The organism is Pelotomaculum propionicicum (assembly GCF_048984525.1).
In the GTDB taxonomy this organism is placed as follows: Bacteria; Bacillota; Desulfotomaculia; order Desulfotomaculales; family Pelotomaculaceae; genus Syntrophopropionicum; species Syntrophopropionicum propionicicum_A.
Window position 1 is genome coordinate 67,788 of record NZ_JBMGJC010000004.1, and the last position, 20,835, is coordinate 88,622.

Consider the following 20,835-nt stretch of genomic DNA (forward strand, 5'->3'; position numbering starts at 1 on the left):
TTTTTATGAACAGGCCTGTGGTCGTCCTGGCGGTATTTTTTACCGCCGGCATTCTTATTGGAGAAATAACTGCTCTCAAAGCGTCTGTGGCATTTATCCTAGCCGCTTTTTCTTTTGCTGCCGCCGCAGCTGGATTTTTACTGTCCTGGCAGAAAAACAGCCGCCTGCTCCTGGTCCTCTTTCTCCTGCTGGGACTGGCTTTATCACGCCTCTGGGCAGAAAGCGGCGAGACTGCCCTGCTCAATTATGACGGGCAGAGGGTCGTCCTGACCGGCCTTGTCGTATCAGAGCCCGATGTCCGCGAGGATAAAGTGTTTTACCTGCTGCAGGCGCGGGAGCTGACAAGAGCCGGAGAAACAAGTCCGGTATCGGGTTTGGTCCGCCTGCAGTTAAAGGGATCGAAACGTGTTTTCGCTTACGGCGATATACTGAGAGTATCAGGCCTGCTGGCCCGTCCGGATCCCGCCGGCAATCCCGGTTTGTTCGATTACAGGACTTACCTGGAGCGGCAGGGGATCAGTCTTATCCTGACGGCCAGGGGAGATGAAGCGGCAAGGAAGGTCGGCTCCGGCGGGGCGAACCCGCTGCAGGGCGCGGCTCTGGCGGTAAAACAAAAATTGTCCGGCGCCGCAACCTATTCCCTGGCGCCTGCGCAAGCAGCGGTCCTAAACGGGATAATTTTCGGCGTCCAGGGCCTGATTGACCGGGACACCAGGCAGGCTTTCTCTGAGACCGGTGTGGTACATATACTCAGTGTCTCCGGGCTGCATGTGGGGCTGGTGCTGGCTGCTCTGCTGGGGCTGCTGAGGCTTCTGAAGCTGCCTCCCGCCTGGACTGCGCCGCTGGCGACGCCGCTGTTGTTAGCATATGCGATGATGACCGGGCTGAACCCGGCTGTGACGCGGGCTGCGGCCATGGCGCTGCTTTTTGTCTGGGCTCATCATTTTGGCCGCGACTCTGACTGGCCCACTACCCTGGCCCTGGCCGCCATGGTTATTTTGGTCAGGAACCCGCTGCAATTATACCACCCCGGATTTCAGCTGTCATTCGCCGCTACCTGGGGTATTTTATATCTGGGGCCGTTTTTTACCAGCGTGTGCGCCAAATTTTTGAGAGTACCGCCTGGCGCTACCGGACGGCTGGCCGTCCAGGCGTTTGCTGTTACCCTGGCCGCCCAGGCGGCCACTGTGCCGCTGGTCGCCTGGTACTATAACCTCCTGTCACCTGTGTCCTTAATCGCCAATATACTCGCTGTGCCACTGACAGGCCTGATTATGGCCTTTGGCGTTATGGCCGCCCTGCTCGGCCAGGTGTGGTTGCCGCTGGCCGCCCTGGTAAACGTCAGTACGGGTTACGTCCTGGATATCTTTTTAACAATGGTCGGTTTTTTCCGTTCTCTGCCCGGGGCGGTTATTTACCTGTCCACTCCGCCTGTGCTCCTGGCCGCTGCCTGGTATGCAAGCCTTTTTGCTGCTGAAAAGGTTTATGCGGGCCGCTGGGGCGAGGCCGCCGCGCAGCTCGTCAAAAGGTGGGCTCCGGTGGGAGCGGCCCTGGCTTTGGTCCTGGTTTTGATCTGGTGGCCCTGGCATAACAAGCGCGAGATGACAGTCCACTTCATCGACGTGGGGCAGGGTGACAGCATCCTGGTGCAGGCTCCGGGCGGGCGGAACATGCTGATCGACACAGGCGGCAGGCCGGGTGAATTCAATGCCGGGACTGGAACCGGGGACCAGGTAGTGGAACCTTACCTGAGGAAAACCGGCGTGCGGGCGATTGACGTATTGGTCCTGACCCACCCCCACGAGGACCACAGCGGTGGAGCTGTCTCGCTGGTGAAGCGGTTCCCCGTGCAAATGGTCCTGGTTTCACATGCCGTTGAAGAAGAGCCATCAGCCACGGCGGCTGACGGAGGCCGTGAAGATGGTGTCCCGGCAGCTTACACAACGCTGCTTGATAATATTGAGGGGCGCGGCATTCCCGTGGAAATTGCATTGGCCGGCGACCGGATCGCCCTTGACAGTGATTTAAAAATTGAGGTTCTGTCGCCGGCTGAAAGCCATACTGTCAGGTCAGGCTCCGATATTAATAACAGCTCCCTGGTCATAAAGGTTACCTTTGGCCGCAGGTCATTTATCTTTACCGGTGACGCGGAGCTGGATGAACAGAGGGAACTGCTGAGGGGAGAAGCAGACCTGAAAGCCGATGTGCTGAAAGTGCCTCACCACGGCAGCCGCTCCCTGCTGCCGGCCCTGCTAGAGCTGGTCCGGCCCGAAGCGTCTGTTATATCCGTCGGCGCCCATAATACTTTCGGGCACCCGGATCAGGCCACGCTGAATATTCTCAGCGCAGCCGGGACCAGTGTTTACCGCACCGACCAGGACGGCGCGGTTATAATGCGGACAGACGGGAATAATTTAGAAATCAGCAGGGGCAGGAAAAGCGAATAAAAGGATCGTCCTGGCCGGAGTAAAAATTTCGCCCCTGCGGGCTGTCGCCGGCTTTGGACTAATGGCGGCGGGTGTATGGGTATTAAAGAAGTAATTTTCCGGGCAGGAGTATTATTTGGACTTTGTTGGTTACCATATTTTTTAGAGGTGGTAAAATGGACAGGTGGCCATGCTTTGACTGCATGCACTTCGATACCTTTGACGACCATGAAGATCAAGATCAGAGATGTAAAATAGGCCGTGCAGTCACTCATATGGACTGTGAATTCCGGGAGCCCTTTACTATTCATTCCTGCATGGAGTAGTATATTAATGTTCCTAAAATTATAGTTTAATAATGAGATAATTTTGTTATAATGTTATAAAATAACTGGTTGACAAGCCAGGAACTGAGTTAAAGCGAGGCCTGGACCATGGATATATTTCGGACCATCGCGGAAGGCAAGATCCGGGAGGCAGTGCTGAACGGAGAGTTTGACAACCTTCCCAATAAAGGCAAACCCCTAAACCTGGACGATATGGCGCACATTCCGGAAGAACTCCGGGCCGGGTACACCATACTCAAAAACGCCGGGGTGCTGCCGGAAGAGATGGAATTAAAGAAAGAAATAGTGTCCCTGCAGAAATTGATTGACAGCTGTCATGAAGAAAAAGAAATAGGCTCACTGCAAAGAAAATTGACCTGCAAAATGCTAAAGTTCGATATATTGATGGAAAGAAGGGCGTTGAACCATGCCCTGGGTTCATATAAAAGCAAGATATTCAGCAAACTAGCAGGATACTGATTTACCCAAAAAATGGACCAGCAGTTTCAACACCTTGGGCTTTGAAAAAAGAATTTGCCGATACCCTGAGCTAAAATTATTGTATTTTTACGAATACAATAATTTTTTTTTGCAAATTTATATACATTATTTACATAGAACGACAAATATTTCAATAAATTTGTGATATAATGCAGATCAAATACTATTTTGCAGAATTGTAAAACATAGTAATCTTATACGGTCTGAAAGAGGGACAGGGTAATATGGTTTCTCCAGCTGTTCTCCCTTATATCTTCTTTGCCATAGGTATCGTTATCGGAAGTTTTTTGTGTTTATGCGCGTACCGCATACCCCGGGGCGAGTCAATACTATACCCGCCTTCCCGTTGTTCACACTGCGGCCGGAGAATTAAGGCCATTGACCTGGTCCCGCTATTAAATTATGTCTGGCTGAGGGGCAGGTGCCGTTTTTGCGGGTGCGGCATCAGCGTCTTTCATCCCCTGTCCGAGCTTTCGACAGGTTTGCTATTTATGGCGGCCTGCCTGTGCTACGGGTTATCAGTGCCGCTGATAAAAGCGCTGTTTTTCATATCCTTATTTATCTTAATTTCTGTTATTGACATGGAACACTATATTATCCCGGACAAGGTCATTGTTTTTGCCCTGTGCGTGGGGATTATTTTTATGATCTTTACAGGGGACCCGGCCTTTACTTCCGCCCTGGCGGGGTTTGGAGCGGCCCTGCTGTTTTTGCTGGTCCTGGCGGTTGCGAGCCGTGGAGGCATGGGCGGCGGGGATATTAAGCTGGCTGCCGTTATGGGGCTGTGCCTGGGCTGGCCAAACGGGGCAGTCGCCGTCCTGCTGGGGTGCCTGCTCGCGGGCCTGGCCGGTTTAACGCTGATTTTGCTAAAGGTAAAGTGCAGGAAGGACGTTATCCCCTTTGGCCCCTTTCTGTCCGCGGGGACTTTGATCGCGCTCCACAGCGGGAGTGAAATCATTTCATGGTACTTTAACAGTGTCTTAATCGTTAATTAGTTTCAAAAGTATTCCGGGGGGTGTTTTATTGAAGAGGGGGGCGGCGTCCGCTGAATTACTGGCTAAAAAGCCGGGGCTGCGGGAGCTTGCGCCGGCCGGCAAAATTGATCAGAGCCTCCTCAGGTTGATTCCGGAGCACTTAATGCGAAAGCACCTGCTTTTTCCGGTTAAGAAATCAGGAAACCGTTTGTTTATCGCAATGGCTGAACCTTTTAATATCCTGGCCATTGACGACCTGAGGTTATTTACCGGCTGTGATGTGGAACCGCTGGCGGCGGGCAGGGAAGAAATCAAATTGCTTATTGAGAAGTACTTTGGCGCCCCGGAAGTTGAAATGGCGATGCAGGACCTGGGAATTGAGCCGGGCGACGCGAGGCCGCCTGAGACGTCAGAGGAAGTATTAGTTGACGAGGCGCCGGTGATCAGGCTGGTTAACCTGTTGATTACAAGGGCTATTGATGAGGAGGCCAGCGATATCCACATCGAGCCCTTTGAACACACGGTCCGTATCAGGTACCGGATAGACGGCCTTCTGACTGAAGTAATGAATTTGCCCCTCAAGATGATTTTTTCAATTGTCTCACGCATCAAAGTGATGTCAAACCTGGATATTGCCGAACGTCGCCTGCCCCAGGACGGGAGGGTACCTTTAAAACTGCCCGGCCGTGACATTGACCTGAGGATTTCAACTATGCCTACAATGTACGGTGAAAAAGTAGTGATCCGGGTCCTGAACAAGGGAAACGTTAAAAGATATACCCTGGAACAGCTGGGCTTCTCAGGGTATAACCTCAAGCGTTTCCAGGGCTTTATCAAGTCCTCGCACGGCTTGCTGCTGGTGACGGGGCCGACCGGCAGCGGTAAGACCACGACTTTGTACACAGCTTTAAATGAGATCAACACTATCGAACAAAACATTATCACGGTTGAAGACCCGGTGGAATACACCCTGGCGGGCGTCAACCAGGCGCAGGTGAATGACAAAGCGGGAATAACGTTTGCCAACTACCTGCGTTCCATCCTGAGGCAGGACCCGGACGTTATTATGATCGGTGAGATCAGGGATCACCAGACCGCCGCAATCGCCGTCCAGGCGGCTGTCACCGGTCACCTGGTGCTGTCGACCATCCATACGAATGACGCGCCGGGAGCGGTTACCAGGCTGATTAATATGGGGATAGCCCCCTTTATGGTGGCCTCCTCGGTCACCGGCGTGGTCGCCCAGCGTTTGGTCCGCCGCATATGTGAGAACTGCAAGCAGCTGAGTATTTTGGATCGCACTGAAGCGGCCTTTGCCGGCCTTGACCCGGGGACGCTGCTTTTTACCGGCGCGGGTTGTGAGAATTGTAAATTTACCGGTTACAAAGGCCGCATTGCCATCTATGAGGTTATGACGTTGTCTCCACATCTTCATAATACTATTTTAAAAAATGTCTCCACGGAAGAGATAAGGGAGGCGGCTGTCAGCGCAGGCATGGTTACCCTGAAGGAGGACGGGCTGGCAAAGGCGGCCAGGGGCCTCACCACAGTCAGGGAAATTATGCGGGCCTGCCTGAGAGAATAAAAAGGCCGGGGGAGAACATATGAATCAGGTTTTCAATTACAAAGCCAGGAATTTGTCCGGCAAGCTGGTGTGCGGTAAGGTCGAGAGCAGCAGCCCCGGCGGGGTGGCTTCCTTATTGCGTGAAAAGGGCTGTTTCGCGGTTGAAATAAAACCTGCCCGCGGGGCCGTACAAAGTACTGATAAAATTTTCAGCCGCAAGATTGATTTAAAGAGCATGTCCTTCCTTTGCCGGCAGCTGTCAGCAATGTTGGACGCGGGAATACCGCTCCTGCAATGCCTGAACATACTCGCAGCGCAGACGGAAAACAAACGGCTAACAATTGTCCTGCGCGACGTCACCGCCAGTGTGGAAAAAGGGAACAGCCTCAGCAGCGCTTTTAAAGCCCACCGGGACTGCCTGCCGGAAATTTTCATAAACATGATCGCCGCGGGTGAGGCCAGCGGTACGCTCGGTCAGGCAGCGGCGCGCCTGACAACGCATTTCGAAAAAGAACACCGGTCAAAAGAAAAAATAAAATCAGCGTTAACGTATCCCCTGCTGGTAGCCGTGCTGGTGTTTGCCTCTGTAATCGGCATCATGGTCTTTGTTGTACCTGTTTTTGCGGGGTTGTTTGAGTCAATGGGCGCCGAACTACCCCTGCCTACCCGTATCGTAATCGGCTTAAGCGGCGCGCTGGCGTCTTACTGGTATGTTTTACTCCTGTCATCAGCGGTCCTGTTCTTTATATTGAAGTGGGCCGGCACACAAAAAAGCTCCAACATCGTCCTGCACAGGTTTCTGCTGAGACTGCCCCTGGTTGGGAGGATTGCCCGGCAAACAATAGTCGCCAGGTTTACGCGGACGCTGGCCACTCTCTTAATGAGCGGCATGCCCCTGATGCAGTCCCTGGAGGTAGTGGAAAACGTATCCGGCAGCAACCTGGTGGCACAGGAGATCAACAAGGTCAGGACAAACATCAGGGTAGGAGAAAGGATTGCCCCGGTACTGAAGAAAAGCATGCTGTTTCCACCCATGGCCGCGCACATGATCGCTGTCGGCGAGGAGTCCGGCAGGCTGAACAATATTTTAGAGAGGCTGGCTGTTTTTTACGAAGAGGAGGCGGACAATCTTTTTGCCGGTCTTTCCAGCCTTATTGAGCCGTTATTAATAGCCGCGATGGGTTTGATCGTCGCTTTCGTCGCCCTGTCCATTTACCTGCCGCTGTTCGGCATGTCTGATATCATGCAGGCCGGTCCGGGGGGAGGTATGTGATAACAAAAAAAGAAAGGGGGTGAAAAAATGTTGCGCAGGCTGATTCGCAATGAGAAAGGCTTCACCATGGTTGAGATGATGGTCGTGATGATTATCATCGCCGTGCTTATCGCAGGGGGGGTAAAATTTTATCTGGGCTACATAGAGAATTCAAAAGTAACCAAGGCAAAGGCACAGATCAGCACCATGCAGGCGGCGCTGGACACCTATTATGCCGAGAACGGGGCGTATCCCAGTGATACTACGCTGGACGCCCTGAAGGCCAAAATGTTAAATGCCGGACTTATTGTGACTGCGACACCGGGTTCCGGGACCGCCGGACAGGACGGCACTCTAAACGTGGCTGATCCATGGGGAGCCTCAAGTTTTTACATATATAAATCCACGGACGGCTCGAAATTTTACATCAGGTCAGGCAGGGACACAGTGCAAAACCAGCCCGCCACTACTGCAGTATTCGGCAGCGGCAGCGCGGGGACATCAAATGCGCCGGTAGTGGGGGCGCCATCAGAGCCTTAGAATACCTTACGGGGGAAGGGCTTATAAACCTTTCCCCCAAATTATTCCGATTTTTCTTCTGGCTTAAGTCCGGAGCTGAAATTCGGCTCCCCAAAATGAAAATAAACTTTGATCAGGTATTGATTTTATTACATTATTTTGTGATAATAGTGACATAAAATTGATATGTTGAAACAATGTTGTTTCTGATATTTGAAACTAAGCAGTTTCCGCGAGGTGATGAAGCCTCATGCCGGTTATTAGACAGAGCCGGTGTGAGGCTTTTTTATTTTACAATGCGAAAGGAGGGTTAAAAACTCTTTTTCTATATCATTTTGTACTATTTTGAATATTAACAGGGGGTGTAGTTCATGAAAACCGCAAAAGAAGTCCTGGCTTTCGCTAAGGAAAAAGATGTAAAGATGGTTGACGTGAAATTTATCGACTTGCCCGGCATGTGGCAGCACTTTTCCGTGCCGATCCAGGAGTTTGACGAGAGTACTTTTGCCGAAGGGCTTGGTTTTGACGGTTCCAGCATCCGCGGCTTCAGGGTGATCAATGAGAGCGATATGATCCTCATCCCTGATCCCGGTACTGCCTGCATCGACCCGTTCTGCAAGGCGGCCACGCTGAGTATTATTTGTGATGTGTTTGACCCGGTAACCAGGGAAAGGTATAACCGCGACCCGCGGGGCATTGCCCAGAGGGCTGAGGAATATTTAAAATCTACCGGCATCGCCGACCAGAGCTTCTGGGGACCAGAGGCCGAATTCTTTATTTTTGACGATATCAGGTTTGATCAGAACCAGCATTCCGGCTATTACTTTATCGATTCCGTGGAAGGGATCTGGAATTCCGGGCGTACGGAAGGCCCCAACCTGGGATACAAACCCCGCTATAAAGAAGGTTATTTCCCGGTGGCGCCTACTGACACACAACAGGACCTGCGCACAGAGATGGTCCTGACCATGCTGGATGCAGGCATACCGGCTGAATGCCAGCACCACGAGGTGGCCACCGCTGGCCAGGCGGAGATAGACATTAAATATGGTCCGCTTACCAAAATGGCGGACCACCTGATGATGTATAAATACATTGTAAAAAACACAGCCAGGAAATACAACAAGACTGTCACCTTTATGCCGAAGCCCCTTTTCCAGGACAACGGCACCGGCATGCACGTGCACCAGAGCCTGTGGAAGGACGGCAAGCCCCTGTTTTTTGATCCCGACGGCTATGCCATGCTGAGCGAAACAGCGCTTTATTATATTGGCGGCCTGCTCAAGCACGCCCGGGCCCTAACCGCCCTTACCAGCCCGACTACAAACTCTTTTAAAAGGCTAGTGCCCGGGTACGAGGCCCCGGTAAACCTGGTCTATTCCCAGCGGAACAGGAGCGCCGCGGTGCGCATCCCGATGTACTCCAGCAGCCCGAAGGCAAAAAGGATTGAATTCCGTCCTCCCGACCCGTCCTGCAACCCGTACCTCGCTTTTGCGGCATTGCTGATGGCAGGTCTCGACGGGATTAAGAACAAAATTAACCCGGGAGATCCTTTGGATAAGGATATTTTCGAACTTCCCCCGGAAGAGGCAAAAGAAATCCGTTCCGTTCCAGCGTCATTAGAAGAAGCGTTAAAAAATCTGCAAGACGACCACGAGTTCCTGCTGCAGGGCGGCGTTTTTGACAAGGACATTTTAGAAACCTGGATTGATTACAAATTAACCAGGGAATTTGACGCTATCAGGCTCAGGCCACATCCTTACGAATTTATGCTGTATTACGATATATAAGTTTAATATGCAGTGGTACGTTTATGCTGTGGAATATTTAAGGCCATCCATTCCCTAAAAGGAATGGAGGCCTTAAATTTCAGCCTGCGGGGGGTTTTACCTTGCCCAATAATATTGATCAAATCTTTAAGGAATTCGCGGAAAAACTAGTCCTGCCCGCTGACCGCCTGAAACCCGCGATAGAGAAAAGCCGGCAGGTGAGCGAGTGGGCAAAACGAAAAATTAAATCACACGGCAGTTTTTTCGGCGGATCCTACCGCAGGGGAACCGACATACCCCAGGAAAGCCTTAAGCTTCACCTGCTGCTGAGCCGGAAACATTATTATGATAGTAATGAAAACTCGACAAAACTGCTGTTTTTTTTAAAAAAAAGACTATCTGAAGATTACCACAAACCCGTAATTAACGGAGGAGGCACTGTTGTAAGGCTGTACTCACCACCCGAAGCTGCTCTTGACCTGCTGCCGACAATAAGGATCAGCAGCGGGGGCTACCTCGTCCCAAACGGCCAGGGCGGGTGGTATAAAACTAATCCCGGCAAAGAGGAAGCATTATTTAAGATGAAAGATGATAATTCCAGCGGGAAGTTTTTAAAGCTGGCAAAAATTATGAAGACCTGGAATATCAATGCCGGCCACCCTTTTGACGCCTACTTCCTGGAACTGGTTGTCTATTACAGAGTCAACGACTTTTTGAAAATTTACCCCGATCTGGTCCATTCCCTTTTCGTCAGTATGCGCCTCTTTCTGCCTGAATTTCTGAACTGCCCGGCGGCTGGCGAGGTTATTTCATCCGGGACGGGCTCTGGTGTCAGGCAAACAGTGCTTTGCGAGGCTGAAAGGCTAACGCTGGATGCCGTTAAAGAAACTGAAGTAAAAAATGCGCTGGCAGCCTGGCAGTCGGTTTTAGGCGGCAATTTCGGCGCCGGTTAATATAAGCATTGCTCCTGCCAACACACCCACCCCGTTATTAAATGTTTTTGCCCTCCAAATTTAAACCCAGATCAAAAATCAATAATTTAAGCGCATATGGCTCTGCGGTGTTGAACTGTATGACGTTTGTCTTTTTTGCCAAAATCAACTATACTTGTCTTAACGTACACATAATGGGGGATATCCATGGAGTTGGCCAAACGCCTGGCCGCGGCAGCCGAATACGTGCCGGCTGGTTCTGTTGCCGCCGATATCGGCACTGATCACGCCTACCTTCCCATATACCTGGTTGAAGCGGGCATATGCCGGAGGGTGATTGCCACCGAGCTGAGGCCCGGGCCATTCCGGTCGGCGCTCCGGAAAGTTGATGAGCATAAACTTAATCACAAGGTTGACTTGAGGCTGGGAGACGGGCTGAAGGCTATAAACCCTTCAGAAAGCGATGTTATTGTGCTGGCGGGTATGGGCGGCAATACGATCAGGGAGATACTGTCAGCCTCTCCGGAAGTGTTAAGCACTGTCAAAATGCTCATCCTGCAGCCGATGGCCGACCCCGGTGACCTGAGGTCCTGGCTGGCCGCGAACGGCTGGAGAATATATGATGAGCGGCTGGTCGAGGAAAACGGCAAGATCTATGTTATCATTGCCGCAGTCCCCGGGTGCGAGGAAGTAAAGGACTCCGTCCTGCTGGAGCTGGGACCAAGGCTGGCGGAAAAGAAGGACCCTTTGTTTGGCAGATACCTGGAGATAATCAAAAGCCAGTATGAGCGTGCCCTGGCCGGCATGAGGTCTTCTAACAGCGCCGCGGCCAGGGAAAAAGCTCTGGAAACCGAAAATAAACTTGCCGGGATCAGGAGGATTGCAGGTTGTCAGTAAAATGCGCCAGCATATTCAGGTTGATTGAAGAGTTTGCCCCCGCTCACCTGGCGGAGAGCTGGGACAACTGCGGCCTTCAGGTCGGCGACCCACAGGCCGGAGTTGAAAAAGCGCTGCTTACAATTGATGTTAACCTTGCCGTGGCCCGGGAAGCCGTGGATAAAGGGGCCGGGTTGATTTTAAGCCACCACCCTTTATTATTGAAGCCGCCAAAAGCTATCAATACCAGGCAGCCGCTTGGCGAGCTGATCAGCTTTCTTATACGCAATAATATTACAGTTTACGCGGCCCATACGAACCTGGACGCCGCGGCCGGAGGGGTTAACAGCGCCCTGGCCGAAAGGCTTGGATTAATCGAAACGGCCGTTTTGCAGCAAACCGGTCAGACCGGATTATTTAAGCTGGTAGTCTTTATACCGGTGGGGCATGAGGAAAAAGTACGCGCGGCAATTCTGGAAGCCGGCGCCGGCTGGATCGGAAACTACAGCCACTGTTCGTTTATGACGGGGGGGACGGGGACATTCAAACCCCTGGCCGGTGCCAGCCCATATTATGGCAGGACCGGCGAACTCGAACAGGTGGAAGAAGTCAGGTTTGAAACCATTGTCCCGGCGGGTATACTGGAAAAGGCCGTAAGCGCGATGCTCGATGCCCACCCTTACGAGGAAGTGGCTTATGATATCCTGCCGTTGAAAAACAGGGTTTCTAACTGCGGCCTTGGCAGGGTGGGCAAACTTATTGAACCGGTGTCGCTAAGCAGGTTTGCAGGGAAAGTGAAGGAAAACCTCGCCGTGCCCGCGGTCCGCATTGGAGGCAGGCAGGACAGTATTGTGAAAACAGTTGCCGTATGCGGCGGCTCCGGGGCTGATCTCTGGCCTGAGGCTTTAAAAGCGGGGGCGGACACGATCGTAACCGGAGATGTTAAATACCACACAGCCCAGGAAATTACAGCCGCAGGCATGAACTTTATTGACGCGGGCCACTACGGCACGGAATCTGTTGTCTTGCCTGTGCTGCTAAAATATCTGGGAGATATTTGCGGCAGGGCAGGCATTGATATCGGGCTTATTTTGTCACAAACCAATACAGACCCTTTCGCATACTTTTAAGATAGGAGCCAGCGCTTCCTATCTTTAATTATTTATGAGGAGATGTTCGCATGCCGGATTTAAAGCTGCTCTGGGAAATCCAGGTTTTGGACGGCCAGAAAAGAGCTCTGGAACAAAAACTAAGGGGGGGACAAATTTCAGATGAGCTGAAGTCCCTCAAGGCTGATATTGAGAAAGGCCGCTTGCTTTTCAATAAATTAAAAGAGGAATACAGTAATTTAAAAAAGAGTCAAAAGCTTAAAGAGATGGATGTGAACGAGGCGAACGAGCAGCTCAAAGGTCTGGGGCAAAGGTTATATGACGGTTCGATTACCAATGTTAAAGAGATGAATTCAAACAGCAAGAAGCTTGAGAGCTTAAAAAACAAGGTGAAACAGGCGGAAGACGATATCCTGACCTTAATGGAAAAGCAGGTTGAGCTGCGGGCGAAACTTGAGAGTATGAGCGCTGAGCTGAGCAATAAAGCGGAAGATTACCGCGGAAAGCATGGCTCCCTCCTGGCCAACCAGCAAAAGGTACGTCAGCAGATAGCCCAGATCCCCCTGGCCAGGCAGAAGCTGCTTGATAAGGTAGATGTGGAAATATGGCATAAGTATATGGATCTGAAAAAGAGGTTTAACGACCCCCTGGCGCGTGTGGAAAAATCGACATGCATGGGCTGCCGGGTGGGAATTACATTTAATGAACTGCGGTTGTTAAAGCATGGTGAAGATATGGTCTACTGCGGTAACTGCGGCAGGATGCTTTACTGGGAAAGGCAGGGGTGATATAATTTCTTCAAAATACCGGTGAGTAAATCAGGTGGTCGCGGGCGCCGTTATGGCGCCTGAGGAAAGTCCGAGCTCCGCAGGGCAGGGTGCTGGGTAATACCCAGTGGGGGTGACCCCAAGGAAAGTGCCACAGAAATGCAGACCGCCGTAAAGGCAAGGATGGAACGGTGCGGTAAGAGCGCACCAGCGGCCGGGCGACCGGCCGGCTAGGTAAACCCCACCTGGAGCAAGACCAAATAGGGGAACATTTGCGGCGGCCCGTCGCTGTTCCCGGGTTAGGTCGCTAGAGGCGGCTGGCAACAGACGTCCCAGACAGATGATCACCCACGACAGAACTCGGCTTACGATTTGCTCACTAAGTTAATTTACGCGGTTCTGACTTACCGCGCTTGGTTATGGCTCAATGAGTGTAATTATGTCTCACTCAATGGGCCATGCTTTTATTTTCGCATCCCTCGCTATTAAATTGCAACGGGGGGCATATTATTAGTGGATTTCTAAATTTAAAGTGTCAAACTCGATATTTTATGTGTTAAAAAAGTCGAGTATAGTTAAAGCAGCTTTGTTATTATAATTAATGACTAACTGGAAACAGTGGTCATCCATTAAAAAAGCTGTATTAGCTCAGGTTAAAAAATTAAAGAAAAGGAAAGTGAATAGCTGGTTCATGGCAGTTTCACCGGAAAACCAGGGAGATAATGTTAAACGAATTAAACCATGTGATTGACTATATTGAAGATCATTTAACCGACGATCTATCTCTTGAAATAATTTCTGAATATGCCGGGATTTCTGACTATCACTTTAGAAAGATATTTTTTTATCTTTCAGGGATGACGCTAAGTGAGTATATCAAAAACAGAAAGTTGTCGGAAGCAAATAAGGATTTATTAAAGGGAGAAAAGGTGACGGATGTTGCTTTTAAATATGGTTATCAGTCTATGGACGGCTTTACTCGGGCATTTAAAAAATGGAGCGGGTTTTTACCATCTGATGTAATAAAAACAGGCATAAGCAAGTCATTTCCCAAGCTTTTATTCATAATAACCGTTAAGGGAGGAATTTCTGTGGAATTTAGAATTGAAGAAAAACCAGGGTTTAATTTAGTCGGTGTAAGTAAACGTATACCTATGCAATTTGAAGGTGTTAATAATGAGATAGTAAAGCTAGCAATGAGCATAACGGAAGAACAAAAAGAAGAAATGCATTCTCTACAAAATATAGAGCCTTATGAAATTGTCAATGCTTCTTATGATGCTGACTCTAATTTCTTAAAAGAAGAAGGAGATTTAACTCACTTGATAGGTATTTTAACGACTGAAAATCAAGTAAGTGATCATTTAGATAAAGTGCCAGTAGAAGCCTGTACCTGGGCAATATTTCCTAATGAAGGACCATTTCCTTCTGCGTTACAAGAAACATATGCAAAAATATATTCAGAATGGCTGCCTTCTTCCAATTACGAAGTAATTAATGCCCCTGCTTTTTCTTTTACTAAAATGGATGAACATAAAAAAGATTACGCTTATAGTGAAGTTTGGATTCCTGTTCGGAAGAAATAAAAAACTAAAAACACAACAAGTTAATCCATGCATTTACTGATTCCGCGGTTTCACCGTTTTCAAACAAACTGATTATGGCTCAGATGATACAGTACATGAGTACTGCGGGATTGGTAGCTAAAGGTGCCATTTTCTCCACCCTCTTGAGGCATGACATCATTTCGGCAATAGCCGCTCCAAGAGCTTAAGTGAATACAAATTTACAAAGTGAAATACGCCATTAAACAGGCGTATTTTTACTATCTGGAGAGTTAAATTTCCCGCATTTTTTTGTTGTTAAAAGCAACTTTAATATTAATAATCAGATAATTTAGAAAATGAATAAAGTACTGCGCCATAATATAATATTTTATCAATTTATTTCAAAAACATATTTTTACTAGGAAAGTTATGGTCATACAAATAACAGTTATTAAAAAGGTAATGCTGACAATAATTAATAAATTTATTATGTTATACATCAGCATTATCTGTAACAGTTACGAGTAATTACCTAACATAAATCTTTTTATTAAGGTAATCATAATAACAGTTATCGCATAAAAATAAAAAAAGAAAGGAGGTTGACTAAATGCCTCGTAACTCCAATCAAACTGTTGTACCAGGGGCAAAAAATGCAATCAACCAGATGAAATTTGAAATCGCCAACGAACTCGGCTTTGCCAACTATGCTAACATTGATAAGGGCAGCCTTCCGAGCAGAGCGAACGGTTATGTTGGAGGCAATATAACCAAAAGGTTGGTAGCGCTTGGAGAAGCGGCTCTGGCCAATAACGCCACGGGTGCTGTTGGCGCCACAAGTCAAGTTGGCTTAGAACAACCTCAAGGTTAATTCTATATTGAAAAGGTCCTGAATGTTTGCTTAAAAGGGGATTAGAAATTTTAATCCTCTTTTAAGTTTTTTTGTGCCATTATAGCTGTTATTACGAATTTTTATAAGAGGAATGTTAATCAATTTAAAGAATATTAAAGTAATATGCAGGATAAAGGTAGGTAGATATAAATGAGGTTTATTTATCTTTCAACTACCAAAGAAAAAGGCGATCTTGAAACTATTGAAAAGGCAGTAAAATATTTTGAAGCTTTTATTAAAGAACCGGAAAAGCACTTTAATTTTAAGAGTAAAATCAGCCGGAAAAATTTCAGGCCGGATGAAGATATTTTTTTTCTTAAAACGGCCAGGATTGAGGGTAAGAACACATTTATTGTAGTAGCCTACGCCAGGTCCGCCACTGCTGTTCTGGAGCAACCTGAAAAAGGGTATGGTTACCCATATTGTTTCAAGCTTGCTTCCAACAGCTTAAAAATCTTCCCTGACGGTATAGATATTGAATATTTCAACAGTTTTATATATGAAAAGAAAATAAGAGGAATAACAAAGAGAGATTTCTTTACAAGCAATATTTCAGATGGAAAGTACATAGGTTCACCGGCCTGGAGATACTTTAACGAAGAAGATTCAGATCTTATCATGAACTGGTTCAAAGATTTTTTATTTGACCACACAGTTTATTTTTTAAGTGAAGAAAAAAAATTCTGCAATCAAACAAACAATTTATTTTGTGGAGCCCTGTAGAAGAAAAGGACAGGTGAATGATGAAGGATTTTAAACATAAGCTTATGGCCGTCATGCAGCACGTGGTGATAGTGAACCGGAAAGAAGTGCTGCTGCTGCGTTATTCCGGTTACCAGGGCCAGGGCGTGGAAGGCCTGTGGGGCCTTCCCGGCGGGCATTACATGTCTGGCGATCCCACAGGAGACCTGAAGAGGGAGGTCCAGGAGGAAACAGGCCTCAGCCTGGGTGGGAGCCCGCGGCTGCTGAAGAACTATGTTGTGATGTTTCCCGACGGGATAGAAAGATATGGAGTTTTTTACCTGTACAAACTTGGCAGCGCCGCCCGGCCGGCTGTCACGCTCAGCCATGAACACACGGAATACATGTGGGCGGGGCGGGGAGACCTGGAAATACCCTTTATCGGACCTTACCACAGGCTGGTTGTGGAAGAAACACTTGACTCAATAAATATAATAAATTATTAATTTTTCGGAAAGGAAACCTTAAATAATCGGAATTAATATATATAAAACAATTTGACACAGAATAATTTTAAATTGGGAGGTGTTTTAAATGCTTCGCAAACAATGGATGTTGCGGCAGGTGGCTCACTGTAAAGGCGGGTGCCCCAGCCTGTCCTGGGCATGACGTTAAACTGCCCGGGCTTTGGCTCAAGACAGGGATATTTTTGCCTGGTCCGGTACTATTTCAGTTTATTTATGAGGAGTATTAATATGCGCTGGCTGGACAAGTTTCATGATGAACACGCGGCAGTTGAATTTATATTAACCAAGCTGGAAGGAAACTTAAAAGATATAGAACACGGTGAAGCCGGTGCTAATGTAATCTGGGAATTAAAAGAATTTGTGGAGATAATTAATAATGTGATCATCCCGCATTTTAAAGCAGAGGAAAAAGATGTATACCCCGAAGCTTTGCGGGTGAGTGAGGACAAAAGTTTTATCGCCAGCATGTATGACGAGCATAATTTGCTCTATGACGCTTTTGCCGTGTTCATAGATTCCCTGGGAGAGGAAAACCTGGGGAATGAGGTTAAACAGGGGGATAAGCTGGCACGAATAATTTCCAAATCAAGAAACATCGATATAAGTGAAGCGCCCAAAAACCTGGACCAACCGCCGGAAAGATCTGAGAAATTGAGTATAAACAAAGAAAGCCTTCTCAGCAGCGGCTATCAAATAATAAAGTTATTGGGAAGCCATATCCAAAAAGAAGAAACGCGGCTTTACGAAATATTGGGTAAAAAGAGAAAATAAAAGAGAGGAGCACAATGGCTCCTCCCTAAAACTCTTGGTTATCCTGGGGGTGTTCCAGCAAGTCTATGGCGCCAAGTAAAATATGCGCCATGCCAAATCCTGCGATACCCCAGCCGACAGCGGAGTTTTTATTGCGAAGCGCCAACCCCGCGGCGGTGACAACGGTACCCAGCAGCGTAGGAATCAATCCTTCTCTTGGCATCATGTTATATCCCCCTTTCGAAGAGTTTGTTATATTGTTTGGGGAATAACAGTTTTTTATGTCTCCTTATTTTGTGTGTTGCATGAATATATTTTGGTATTGTTTAATCGAGACCTATTTAATTAACTGAGGAGGGTTAGTTATGGAACTTAAGGGAAGTAAAACCGAGGCAAATTTAAAAGCAGCATTTTCAGGGGAATCTGAGGCCCGCAACAAGTATTCCTATTTTGCCAGCACTGCTAAAAAGGAAGGCTATGAGCAGATATCCGCCATTTTTTTAGAGACAGCCGACAACGAAAAAGAGCACGCCAAGAAAATCTTTAAATTTTTGAATGGGATCGGTTGTACAGAAGATAATTTAAAAGCCGCGGCCGCTGGTGAACACCACGAGTGGTATTCCATGTACAAGGATTTTGAAGCAGTGGCAAGAGAAGAAGGTTTTACCGAGATAGCCGTTTTTTTCAAGTCAGTGGCCACAGTGGAGAAGGAGCACGAAGAGCGTTACCTGGCTCTTCTCGATAACCTGGAAAAAGGGAATGTGTTTAAGAAAGAAAAGGAAATAGAGTGGAAGTGCAGGAACTGCGGGCATATTTACACCGGCAAAGAAGCGCCGGAATTGTGTCCCACCTGCGCTCATCCCCGCGCTTATTTTGAAGTCAGGTGTGAAAACTACTAGTTTCAAAACCCGCCGCGCGGCGGGTTTTTGACTAAAAGAATTTTATAGACGGCTGGATCACGATGTTTTCGTTTTGCAGTTCAAGCTTGGTGATTTCCAGGTTGTTCAGCAGGAATCCCAGCTTGTTCTGCAGCGCCTGGTTGAAGCCGGGCATTTTGTTAAAATCAAGTACAAACCGGTCTTCATTTATTGCCAGGTAACTGAACATATCGATTAATCCTGTCGGCGCCCCTGCGTTTAGCGCCGCAGGCCTGTCGATTTCGGCCGCCAGTTTTGTCTTGATATTGACGCCGAATACTTGAATGGTGACTGGCCTGATCAGTATCAGCTCAATAATACGGTTTGTCCTGTTGAACTCATATTTCCCCAGGGACAGGTCAAGACTCAGGCTGACAGGTGTCTCACCAGCCAGGATCTCCACCGCGGCGTTCAGGAACCCTTCGTTAACAGACAGGACAATACCCCTGAGCACCTTGTTATCAGCAATCGCTTCTTTGATCACCTTGTTTATAAACTCCTGGTGGATAGTTATGTTGCCTCCAAGCAGGCTTTTGATATTGTCAAATATATTCATTTCATTTTTCACTCCTAACCGGTTATATTTTTTTTAACCATGGAGAGCCGGTTTTATAATTTACCGGCCTTTATTTTTTTACCGTCCGCTTACTTTATCATTTCTTGCCAGGGTGCGGGTAATATAGATAATCCGGCACACATTTTCCAGGCAGGACGTCCAGTGGTAAGCCTCCTCCAGTGTCTGGCCCGACGCAAAGCTGCCGTGTCCGCGCACCATGGCTATCTTATGGTCTCTTAGTAAAGCCGGCAGCTTTTCTTCCACCTCCGGCGAACCAATTGTACATTTTACATCCAGGACCGGTATTTTATCCAACAGGTAGGCTCCCTCAGAATCTACCGGAATAATTTCGTCTTCCAACAGAGAGAGGCTGATGGCATGCACCGGATGGGCATGGACAATCGCCAAAGCGCCGGTACCCTTAAAAATAGCCCGGTGCACTCCAATTTCCGTGGATGCCAAAATAGTATTGCCATCATTCCTGGTCAGCCCGGTTTCGATCAGGTCTTTTTCCTCCAGGCAGCCCAACATGGAACCCTTTCTGGTGATTACGATTTGGTCTCCATGGTGTACACTCAGGTTCCCGCTGTGTGAGTTGTTCAAACCAGCCAGGAAGAGGTCCCGCCCTACCAGTTGAAAGTCCTTTAACACGAAAAGCCCTCCAGTTCCAGTCCATTTATTTTGCAGTTCAGGTGGCAAAGTATTCGTCCTGCCTCCATAAATTACTTATGTTAATAGTTCTTTATATTAGGAAGCATCACCTTTTACGGGACAGGCCTTTTAAAGTATATTTTTTCCGCCGGGTCGCATACTAACACGAAATTAGACTTTGGAGGGAAAAGACTTGAACAGGCTGCGCGTGGGCATCATCGGAAGCGGTATGGCCTTTGAGAAACTGCATTACCCGGCTTACCAGGAACTGTCGGATAAATTTGAAATAGCAGCTATCTGCGACGTCGACCGGTTTAAAGCTGAATTCTGGGCACAAAAAATTGGTATCGATCCGCAAAATGTCTATACCGACTTTAGAGAGATGGCAGCTAGAAAAGATATTGACCTTTTTGATATCATGGTCCCGATTGAAAAAAATTACGAGGTCACGGACGCGGTTGCCTCCATAGCGGGGAAGCCAATTATCTGTGAAAAACCACTTGCGCCAAATATGAGACAGGCAAGGGCTCACGCTGAACTGCCAAGAAAATACGGCATTCCGGTAATGATAGCTGAAAACTACCGGTACAACGAAGAAATAGACATGATCAGAGACATGGTCAGGACTAAAAAGGTCGGCGATGTTCTTTATTTTATTCAGAACAGGGTCGTAAATTTCCCTGAAGATATGGTCAAAGATAAGTTTCCCGCCAGGGAGTGGCGCCAGTACCCGGAATTTACCGGCGGAGCTTTGCTAGATACGGGTGTCCACGACCTGGCCGCGCTGAGGCACATTTTCGGAGCTGTAGACAAGGTGCAGGCCTTTGGCCGGGAACAGGACATGGATTTCGCGCCGTATTCGGTCGCCAGCGTTAACATATTATTTAAAAGCGGCATTGTCGGTACTTTTTCATTTTTCTCAGCGGGGAAAGAGATGCAGCGTCCCTTGATCGGGCTGCGCATATTTGGCACCGGGGGGATGATTTACCTGGAAGAGAGAGACTGCGGGGTTATAAATGTGTCTCATAATGACGGGACCCATGAGCTTGTCTCCTATCGGCCGCAGCGCGGCTATTATAACGAACTGCTCAATTTTTACAATGCCGCGGCCGGCAAAGAGCCCATATCCGTGACGCCTGAAATGGAATTTGGCGACGCCAAAATGGTTTTTGATATATTGAAGTCCGTTGAAGAAGAGAAAATTGTTGAGGTTGACCGGGATTATGATTATATCCCGATCTACCGGCCGGTGAGAGGAGACGGTATCTACCACCAACTTTAACCCAAGCCCCCTGGCGG

At 48.3% G+C, this 20,835-nt stretch carries 22 protein-coding genes and 1 other RNA gene; 20 read left to right on the forward strand and 3 right to left on the reverse strand.

The window, feature by feature from the left end:
* Positions 1 to 5 precede the first annotated feature (5 nt).
* The 18 genes from ACOBQJ_RS05530 (at position 6) to ACOBQJ_RS05615 (ending at position 17,433) form a co-directional block, all read left to right on the forward strand.
* The gene (locus ACOBQJ_RS05530) at positions 6 to 2,447 is read left to right on the forward strand and encodes a DNA internalization-related competence protein ComEC/Rec2 (RefSeq protein WP_421070732.1); all 2,442 of its coding nucleotides are present in this window, start codon (positions 6 to 8) and stop codon (positions 2,445 to 2,447) included.
* Positions 2,448 to 2,602: 155 nt separating this feature from the next.
* On the forward strand, positions 2,603 to 2,752 hold the full coding sequence (locus tag ACOBQJ_RS05535) for a hypothetical protein (protein WP_421070733.1): 150 nt from the start codon (positions 2,603 to 2,605) through the stop codon (positions 2,750 to 2,752).
* Positions 2,753 to 2,860: 108 nt separating this feature from the next.
* Positions 2,861 to 3,232, forward strand: a complete 372-nt coding sequence (locus ACOBQJ_RS05540; protein ID WP_421070734.1) for a DnaJ family domain-containing protein — start codon at positions 2,861 to 2,863, stop codon at positions 3,230 to 3,232.
* A gap of 245 nt (positions 3,233 to 3,477) precedes the next feature.
* Complete coding sequence (locus ACOBQJ_RS05545) at positions 3,478 to 4,248, forward strand: prepilin peptidase (protein WP_421070735.1); 771 nt, start codon at positions 3,478 to 3,480, stop codon at positions 4,246 to 4,248.
* Positions 4,249 to 4,276: 28 nt separating this feature from the next.
* Complete coding sequence (locus tag ACOBQJ_RS05550) at positions 4,277 to 5,812, forward strand: GspE/PulE family protein (RefSeq protein ID WP_421070736.1); 1,536 nt, start codon at positions 4,277 to 4,279, stop codon at positions 5,810 to 5,812.
* Positions 5,813 to 5,831: 19 nt separating this feature from the next.
* Positions 5,832 to 7,064 carry a type II secretion system F family protein gene (locus ACOBQJ_RS05555; protein WP_421070737.1) on the forward strand — a complete coding sequence of 411 codons (1,233 nt, stop codon included), beginning with the start codon at positions 5,832 to 5,834 and terminating at the stop codon, positions 7,062 to 7,064.
* Positions 7,065 to 7,091: 27 nt separating this feature from the next.
* Positions 7,092 to 7,583 carry a type II secretion system protein GspG gene (locus ACOBQJ_RS05560; protein WP_421070738.1) on the forward strand — a complete coding sequence of 164 codons (492 nt, stop codon included), beginning with the start codon at positions 7,092 to 7,094 and terminating at the stop codon, positions 7,581 to 7,583.
* 350 nt (positions 7,584 to 7,933) lie between these two features.
* A complete protein-coding gene (gene glnA, locus ACOBQJ_RS05565; RefSeq protein WP_421070739.1) occupies positions 7,934 to 9,352 on the forward strand; it encodes a type I glutamate--ammonia ligase in 1,419 nt (472 codons plus the stop codon).
* A gap of 101 nt (positions 9,353 to 9,453) precedes the next feature.
* A complete protein-coding gene (locus ACOBQJ_RS05570) occupies positions 9,454 to 10,284 on the forward strand; it encodes an SMODS domain-containing nucleotidyltransferase (protein WP_421070740.1) in 831 nt (276 codons plus the stop codon).
* Between the two features lie 186 nt (positions 10,285 to 10,470).
* A complete protein-coding gene (locus ACOBQJ_RS05575) occupies positions 10,471 to 11,160 on the forward strand; it encodes a tRNA (adenine(22)-N(1))-methyltransferase (RefSeq protein WP_421070741.1) in 690 nt (229 codons plus the stop codon).
* Positions 11,151 to 12,269 (forward strand): Nif3-like dinuclear metal center hexameric protein, encoded by a 1,119-nt coding sequence (locus ACOBQJ_RS05580; protein ID WP_421070742.1) that lies wholly within the window; start codon positions 11,151 to 11,153, stop codon positions 12,267 to 12,269. Before ACOBQJ_RS05575 ends, ACOBQJ_RS05580 begins: the two co-directional genes overlap by 10 nt.
* 50 nt (positions 12,270 to 12,319) lie before the next feature.
* Complete coding sequence (locus ACOBQJ_RS05585; RefSeq protein WP_421070743.1) at positions 12,320 to 13,036, forward strand: zinc ribbon domain-containing protein; 717 nt, start codon at positions 12,320 to 12,322, stop codon at positions 13,034 to 13,036.
* A 22-nt stretch (positions 13,037 to 13,058) separates the two neighbouring features.
* Positions 13,059 to 13,398, forward strand: an RNA gene (gene rnpB, locus ACOBQJ_RS05590) — RNase P RNA component class A.
* A 339-nt stretch (positions 13,399 to 13,737) separates the two neighbouring features.
* Positions 13,738 to 14,601 (forward strand): AraC family transcriptional regulator, encoded by an 864-nt coding sequence (locus ACOBQJ_RS05595; protein WP_421070744.1) that lies wholly within the window; start codon positions 13,738 to 13,740, stop codon positions 14,599 to 14,601.
* A gap of 571 nt (positions 14,602 to 15,172) precedes the next feature.
* Positions 15,173 to 15,433 carry a small, acid-soluble spore protein, alpha/beta type gene (locus ACOBQJ_RS05600; RefSeq protein WP_421070745.1) on the forward strand — a complete coding sequence of 87 codons (261 nt, stop codon included), beginning with the start codon at positions 15,173 to 15,175 and terminating at the stop codon, positions 15,431 to 15,433.
* Between the two features lie 171 nt (positions 15,434 to 15,604).
* Positions 15,605 to 16,177 carry a hypothetical protein gene (locus tag ACOBQJ_RS05605; RefSeq protein ID WP_421070746.1) on the forward strand — a complete coding sequence of 191 codons (573 nt, stop codon included), beginning with the start codon at positions 15,605 to 15,607 and terminating at the stop codon, positions 16,175 to 16,177.
* A 17-nt stretch (positions 16,178 to 16,194) separates the two neighbouring features.
* Entirely contained in the window at positions 16,195 to 16,641 is a 447-nt protein-coding gene (locus ACOBQJ_RS05610; protein ID WP_421070747.1) for an NUDIX domain-containing protein, read from the forward strand.
* Between the two features lie 249 nt (positions 16,642 to 16,890).
* Complete coding sequence (locus ACOBQJ_RS05615) at positions 16,891 to 17,433, forward strand: hemerythrin domain-containing protein (protein ID WP_421070748.1); 543 nt, start codon at positions 16,891 to 16,893, stop codon at positions 17,431 to 17,433.
* A 25-nt stretch (positions 17,434 to 17,458) separates the two neighbouring features.
* Here ACOBQJ_RS05615 and ACOBQJ_RS05620 read toward each other — a convergent pair whose 3' ends face one another.
* Positions 17,459 to 17,638 carry an asparagine synthase gene (locus ACOBQJ_RS05620; protein ID WP_421070749.1) on the reverse strand — a complete coding sequence of 60 codons (180 nt, stop codon included), beginning with the start codon at positions 17,636 to 17,638 and terminating at the stop codon, positions 17,459 to 17,461.
* 139 nt (positions 17,639 to 17,777) lie between these two features.
* Here ACOBQJ_RS05620 and rbr point away from each other — a divergent pair, with 139 nt between their 5' ends.
* A complete protein-coding gene (rbr, locus tag ACOBQJ_RS05625; protein WP_421070750.1) occupies positions 17,778 to 18,311 on the forward strand; it encodes a rubrerythrin in 534 nt (177 codons plus the stop codon).
* 31 nt (positions 18,312 to 18,342) lie between these two features.
* On the opposite strand, the gene ACOBQJ_RS05630 is transcribed toward rbr, so the two are convergent.
* Complete coding sequence (locus tag ACOBQJ_RS05630) at positions 18,343 to 18,885, reverse strand: hypothetical protein (protein ID WP_421070751.1); 543 nt, start codon at positions 18,883 to 18,885, stop codon at positions 18,343 to 18,345.
* Between the two features lie 78 nt (positions 18,886 to 18,963).
* A complete protein-coding gene (locus ACOBQJ_RS05635; protein WP_421070752.1) occupies positions 18,964 to 19,536 on the reverse strand; it encodes an aldolase in 573 nt (190 codons plus the stop codon).
* 193 nt (positions 19,537 to 19,729) lie between these two features.
* Here ACOBQJ_RS05635 and ACOBQJ_RS05640 point away from each other — a divergent pair, with 193 nt between their 5' ends.
* Positions 19,730 to 20,818, forward strand: coding sequence for a Gfo/Idh/MocA family protein (locus ACOBQJ_RS05640; RefSeq protein WP_421070753.1), 1,089 nt, complete (start codon positions 19,730 to 19,732; stop codon positions 20,816 to 20,818).
* Positions 20,819 to 20,835: the final 17 nt, after the last annotated feature.

Coding starts and splice junctions, on each gene's coding strand:
- ACOBQJ_RS05530 (WP_421070732.1), top strand. CDS start 6: ATGAACAGGCCTGTGGTCGTCCTGGCGGTATTTTTTACCGCCGGCATT.
- ACOBQJ_RS05535 (WP_421070733.1), top strand. CDS start 2,603: ATGGACAGGTGGCCATGCTTTGACTGCATGCACTTCGATACCTTTGAC.
- ACOBQJ_RS05540 (WP_421070734.1), top strand. CDS start 2,861: ATGGATATATTTCGGACCATCGCGGAAGGCAAGATCCGGGAGGCAGTG.
- ACOBQJ_RS05545 (WP_421070735.1), top strand. CDS start 3,478: ATGGTTTCTCCAGCTGTTCTCCCTTATATCTTCTTTGCCATAGGTATC.
- ACOBQJ_RS05555 (WP_421070737.1), top strand. CDS start 5,832: ATGAATCAGGTTTTCAATTACAAAGCCAGGAATTTGTCCGGCAAGCTG.
- ACOBQJ_RS05560 (WP_421070738.1), top strand. CDS start 7,092: ATGTTGCGCAGGCTGATTCGCAATGAGAAAGGCTTCACCATGGTTGAG.
- glnA (WP_421070739.1), top strand. CDS start 7,934: ATGAAAACCGCAAAAGAAGTCCTGGCTTTCGCTAAGGAAAAAGATGTA.
- ACOBQJ_RS05575 (WP_421070741.1), top strand. CDS start 10,471: ATGGAGTTGGCCAAACGCCTGGCCGCGGCAGCCGAATACGTGCCGGCT.
- ACOBQJ_RS05585 (WP_421070743.1), top strand. CDS start 12,320: ATGCCGGATTTAAAGCTGCTCTGGGAAATCCAGGTTTTGGACGGCCAG.
- ACOBQJ_RS05595 (WP_421070744.1), top strand. CDS start 13,738: ATGTTAAACGAATTAAACCATGTGATTGACTATATTGAAGATCATTTA.
- ACOBQJ_RS05600 (WP_421070745.1), top strand. CDS start 15,173: ATGCCTCGTAACTCCAATCAAACTGTTGTACCAGGGGCAAAAAATGCA.
- ACOBQJ_RS05605 (WP_421070746.1), top strand. CDS start 15,605: ATGAGGTTTATTTATCTTTCAACTACCAAAGAAAAAGGCGATCTTGAA.
- ACOBQJ_RS05610 (WP_421070747.1), top strand. CDS start 16,195: ATGATGAAGGATTTTAAACATAAGCTTATGGCCGTCATGCAGCACGTG.
- ACOBQJ_RS05615 (WP_421070748.1), top strand. CDS start 16,891: ATGCGCTGGCTGGACAAGTTTCATGATGAACACGCGGCAGTTGAATTT.
- ACOBQJ_RS05620 (WP_421070749.1), bottom strand. CDS start 17,638: ATGATGCCAAGAGAAGGATTGATTCCTACGCTGCTGGGTACCGTTGTC.
- rbr (WP_421070750.1), top strand. CDS start 17,778: ATGGAACTTAAGGGAAGTAAAACCGAGGCAAATTTAAAAGCAGCATTT.
- ACOBQJ_RS05630 (WP_421070751.1), bottom strand. CDS start 18,885: ATGAATATATTTGACAATATCAAAAGCCTGCTTGGAGGCAACATAACT.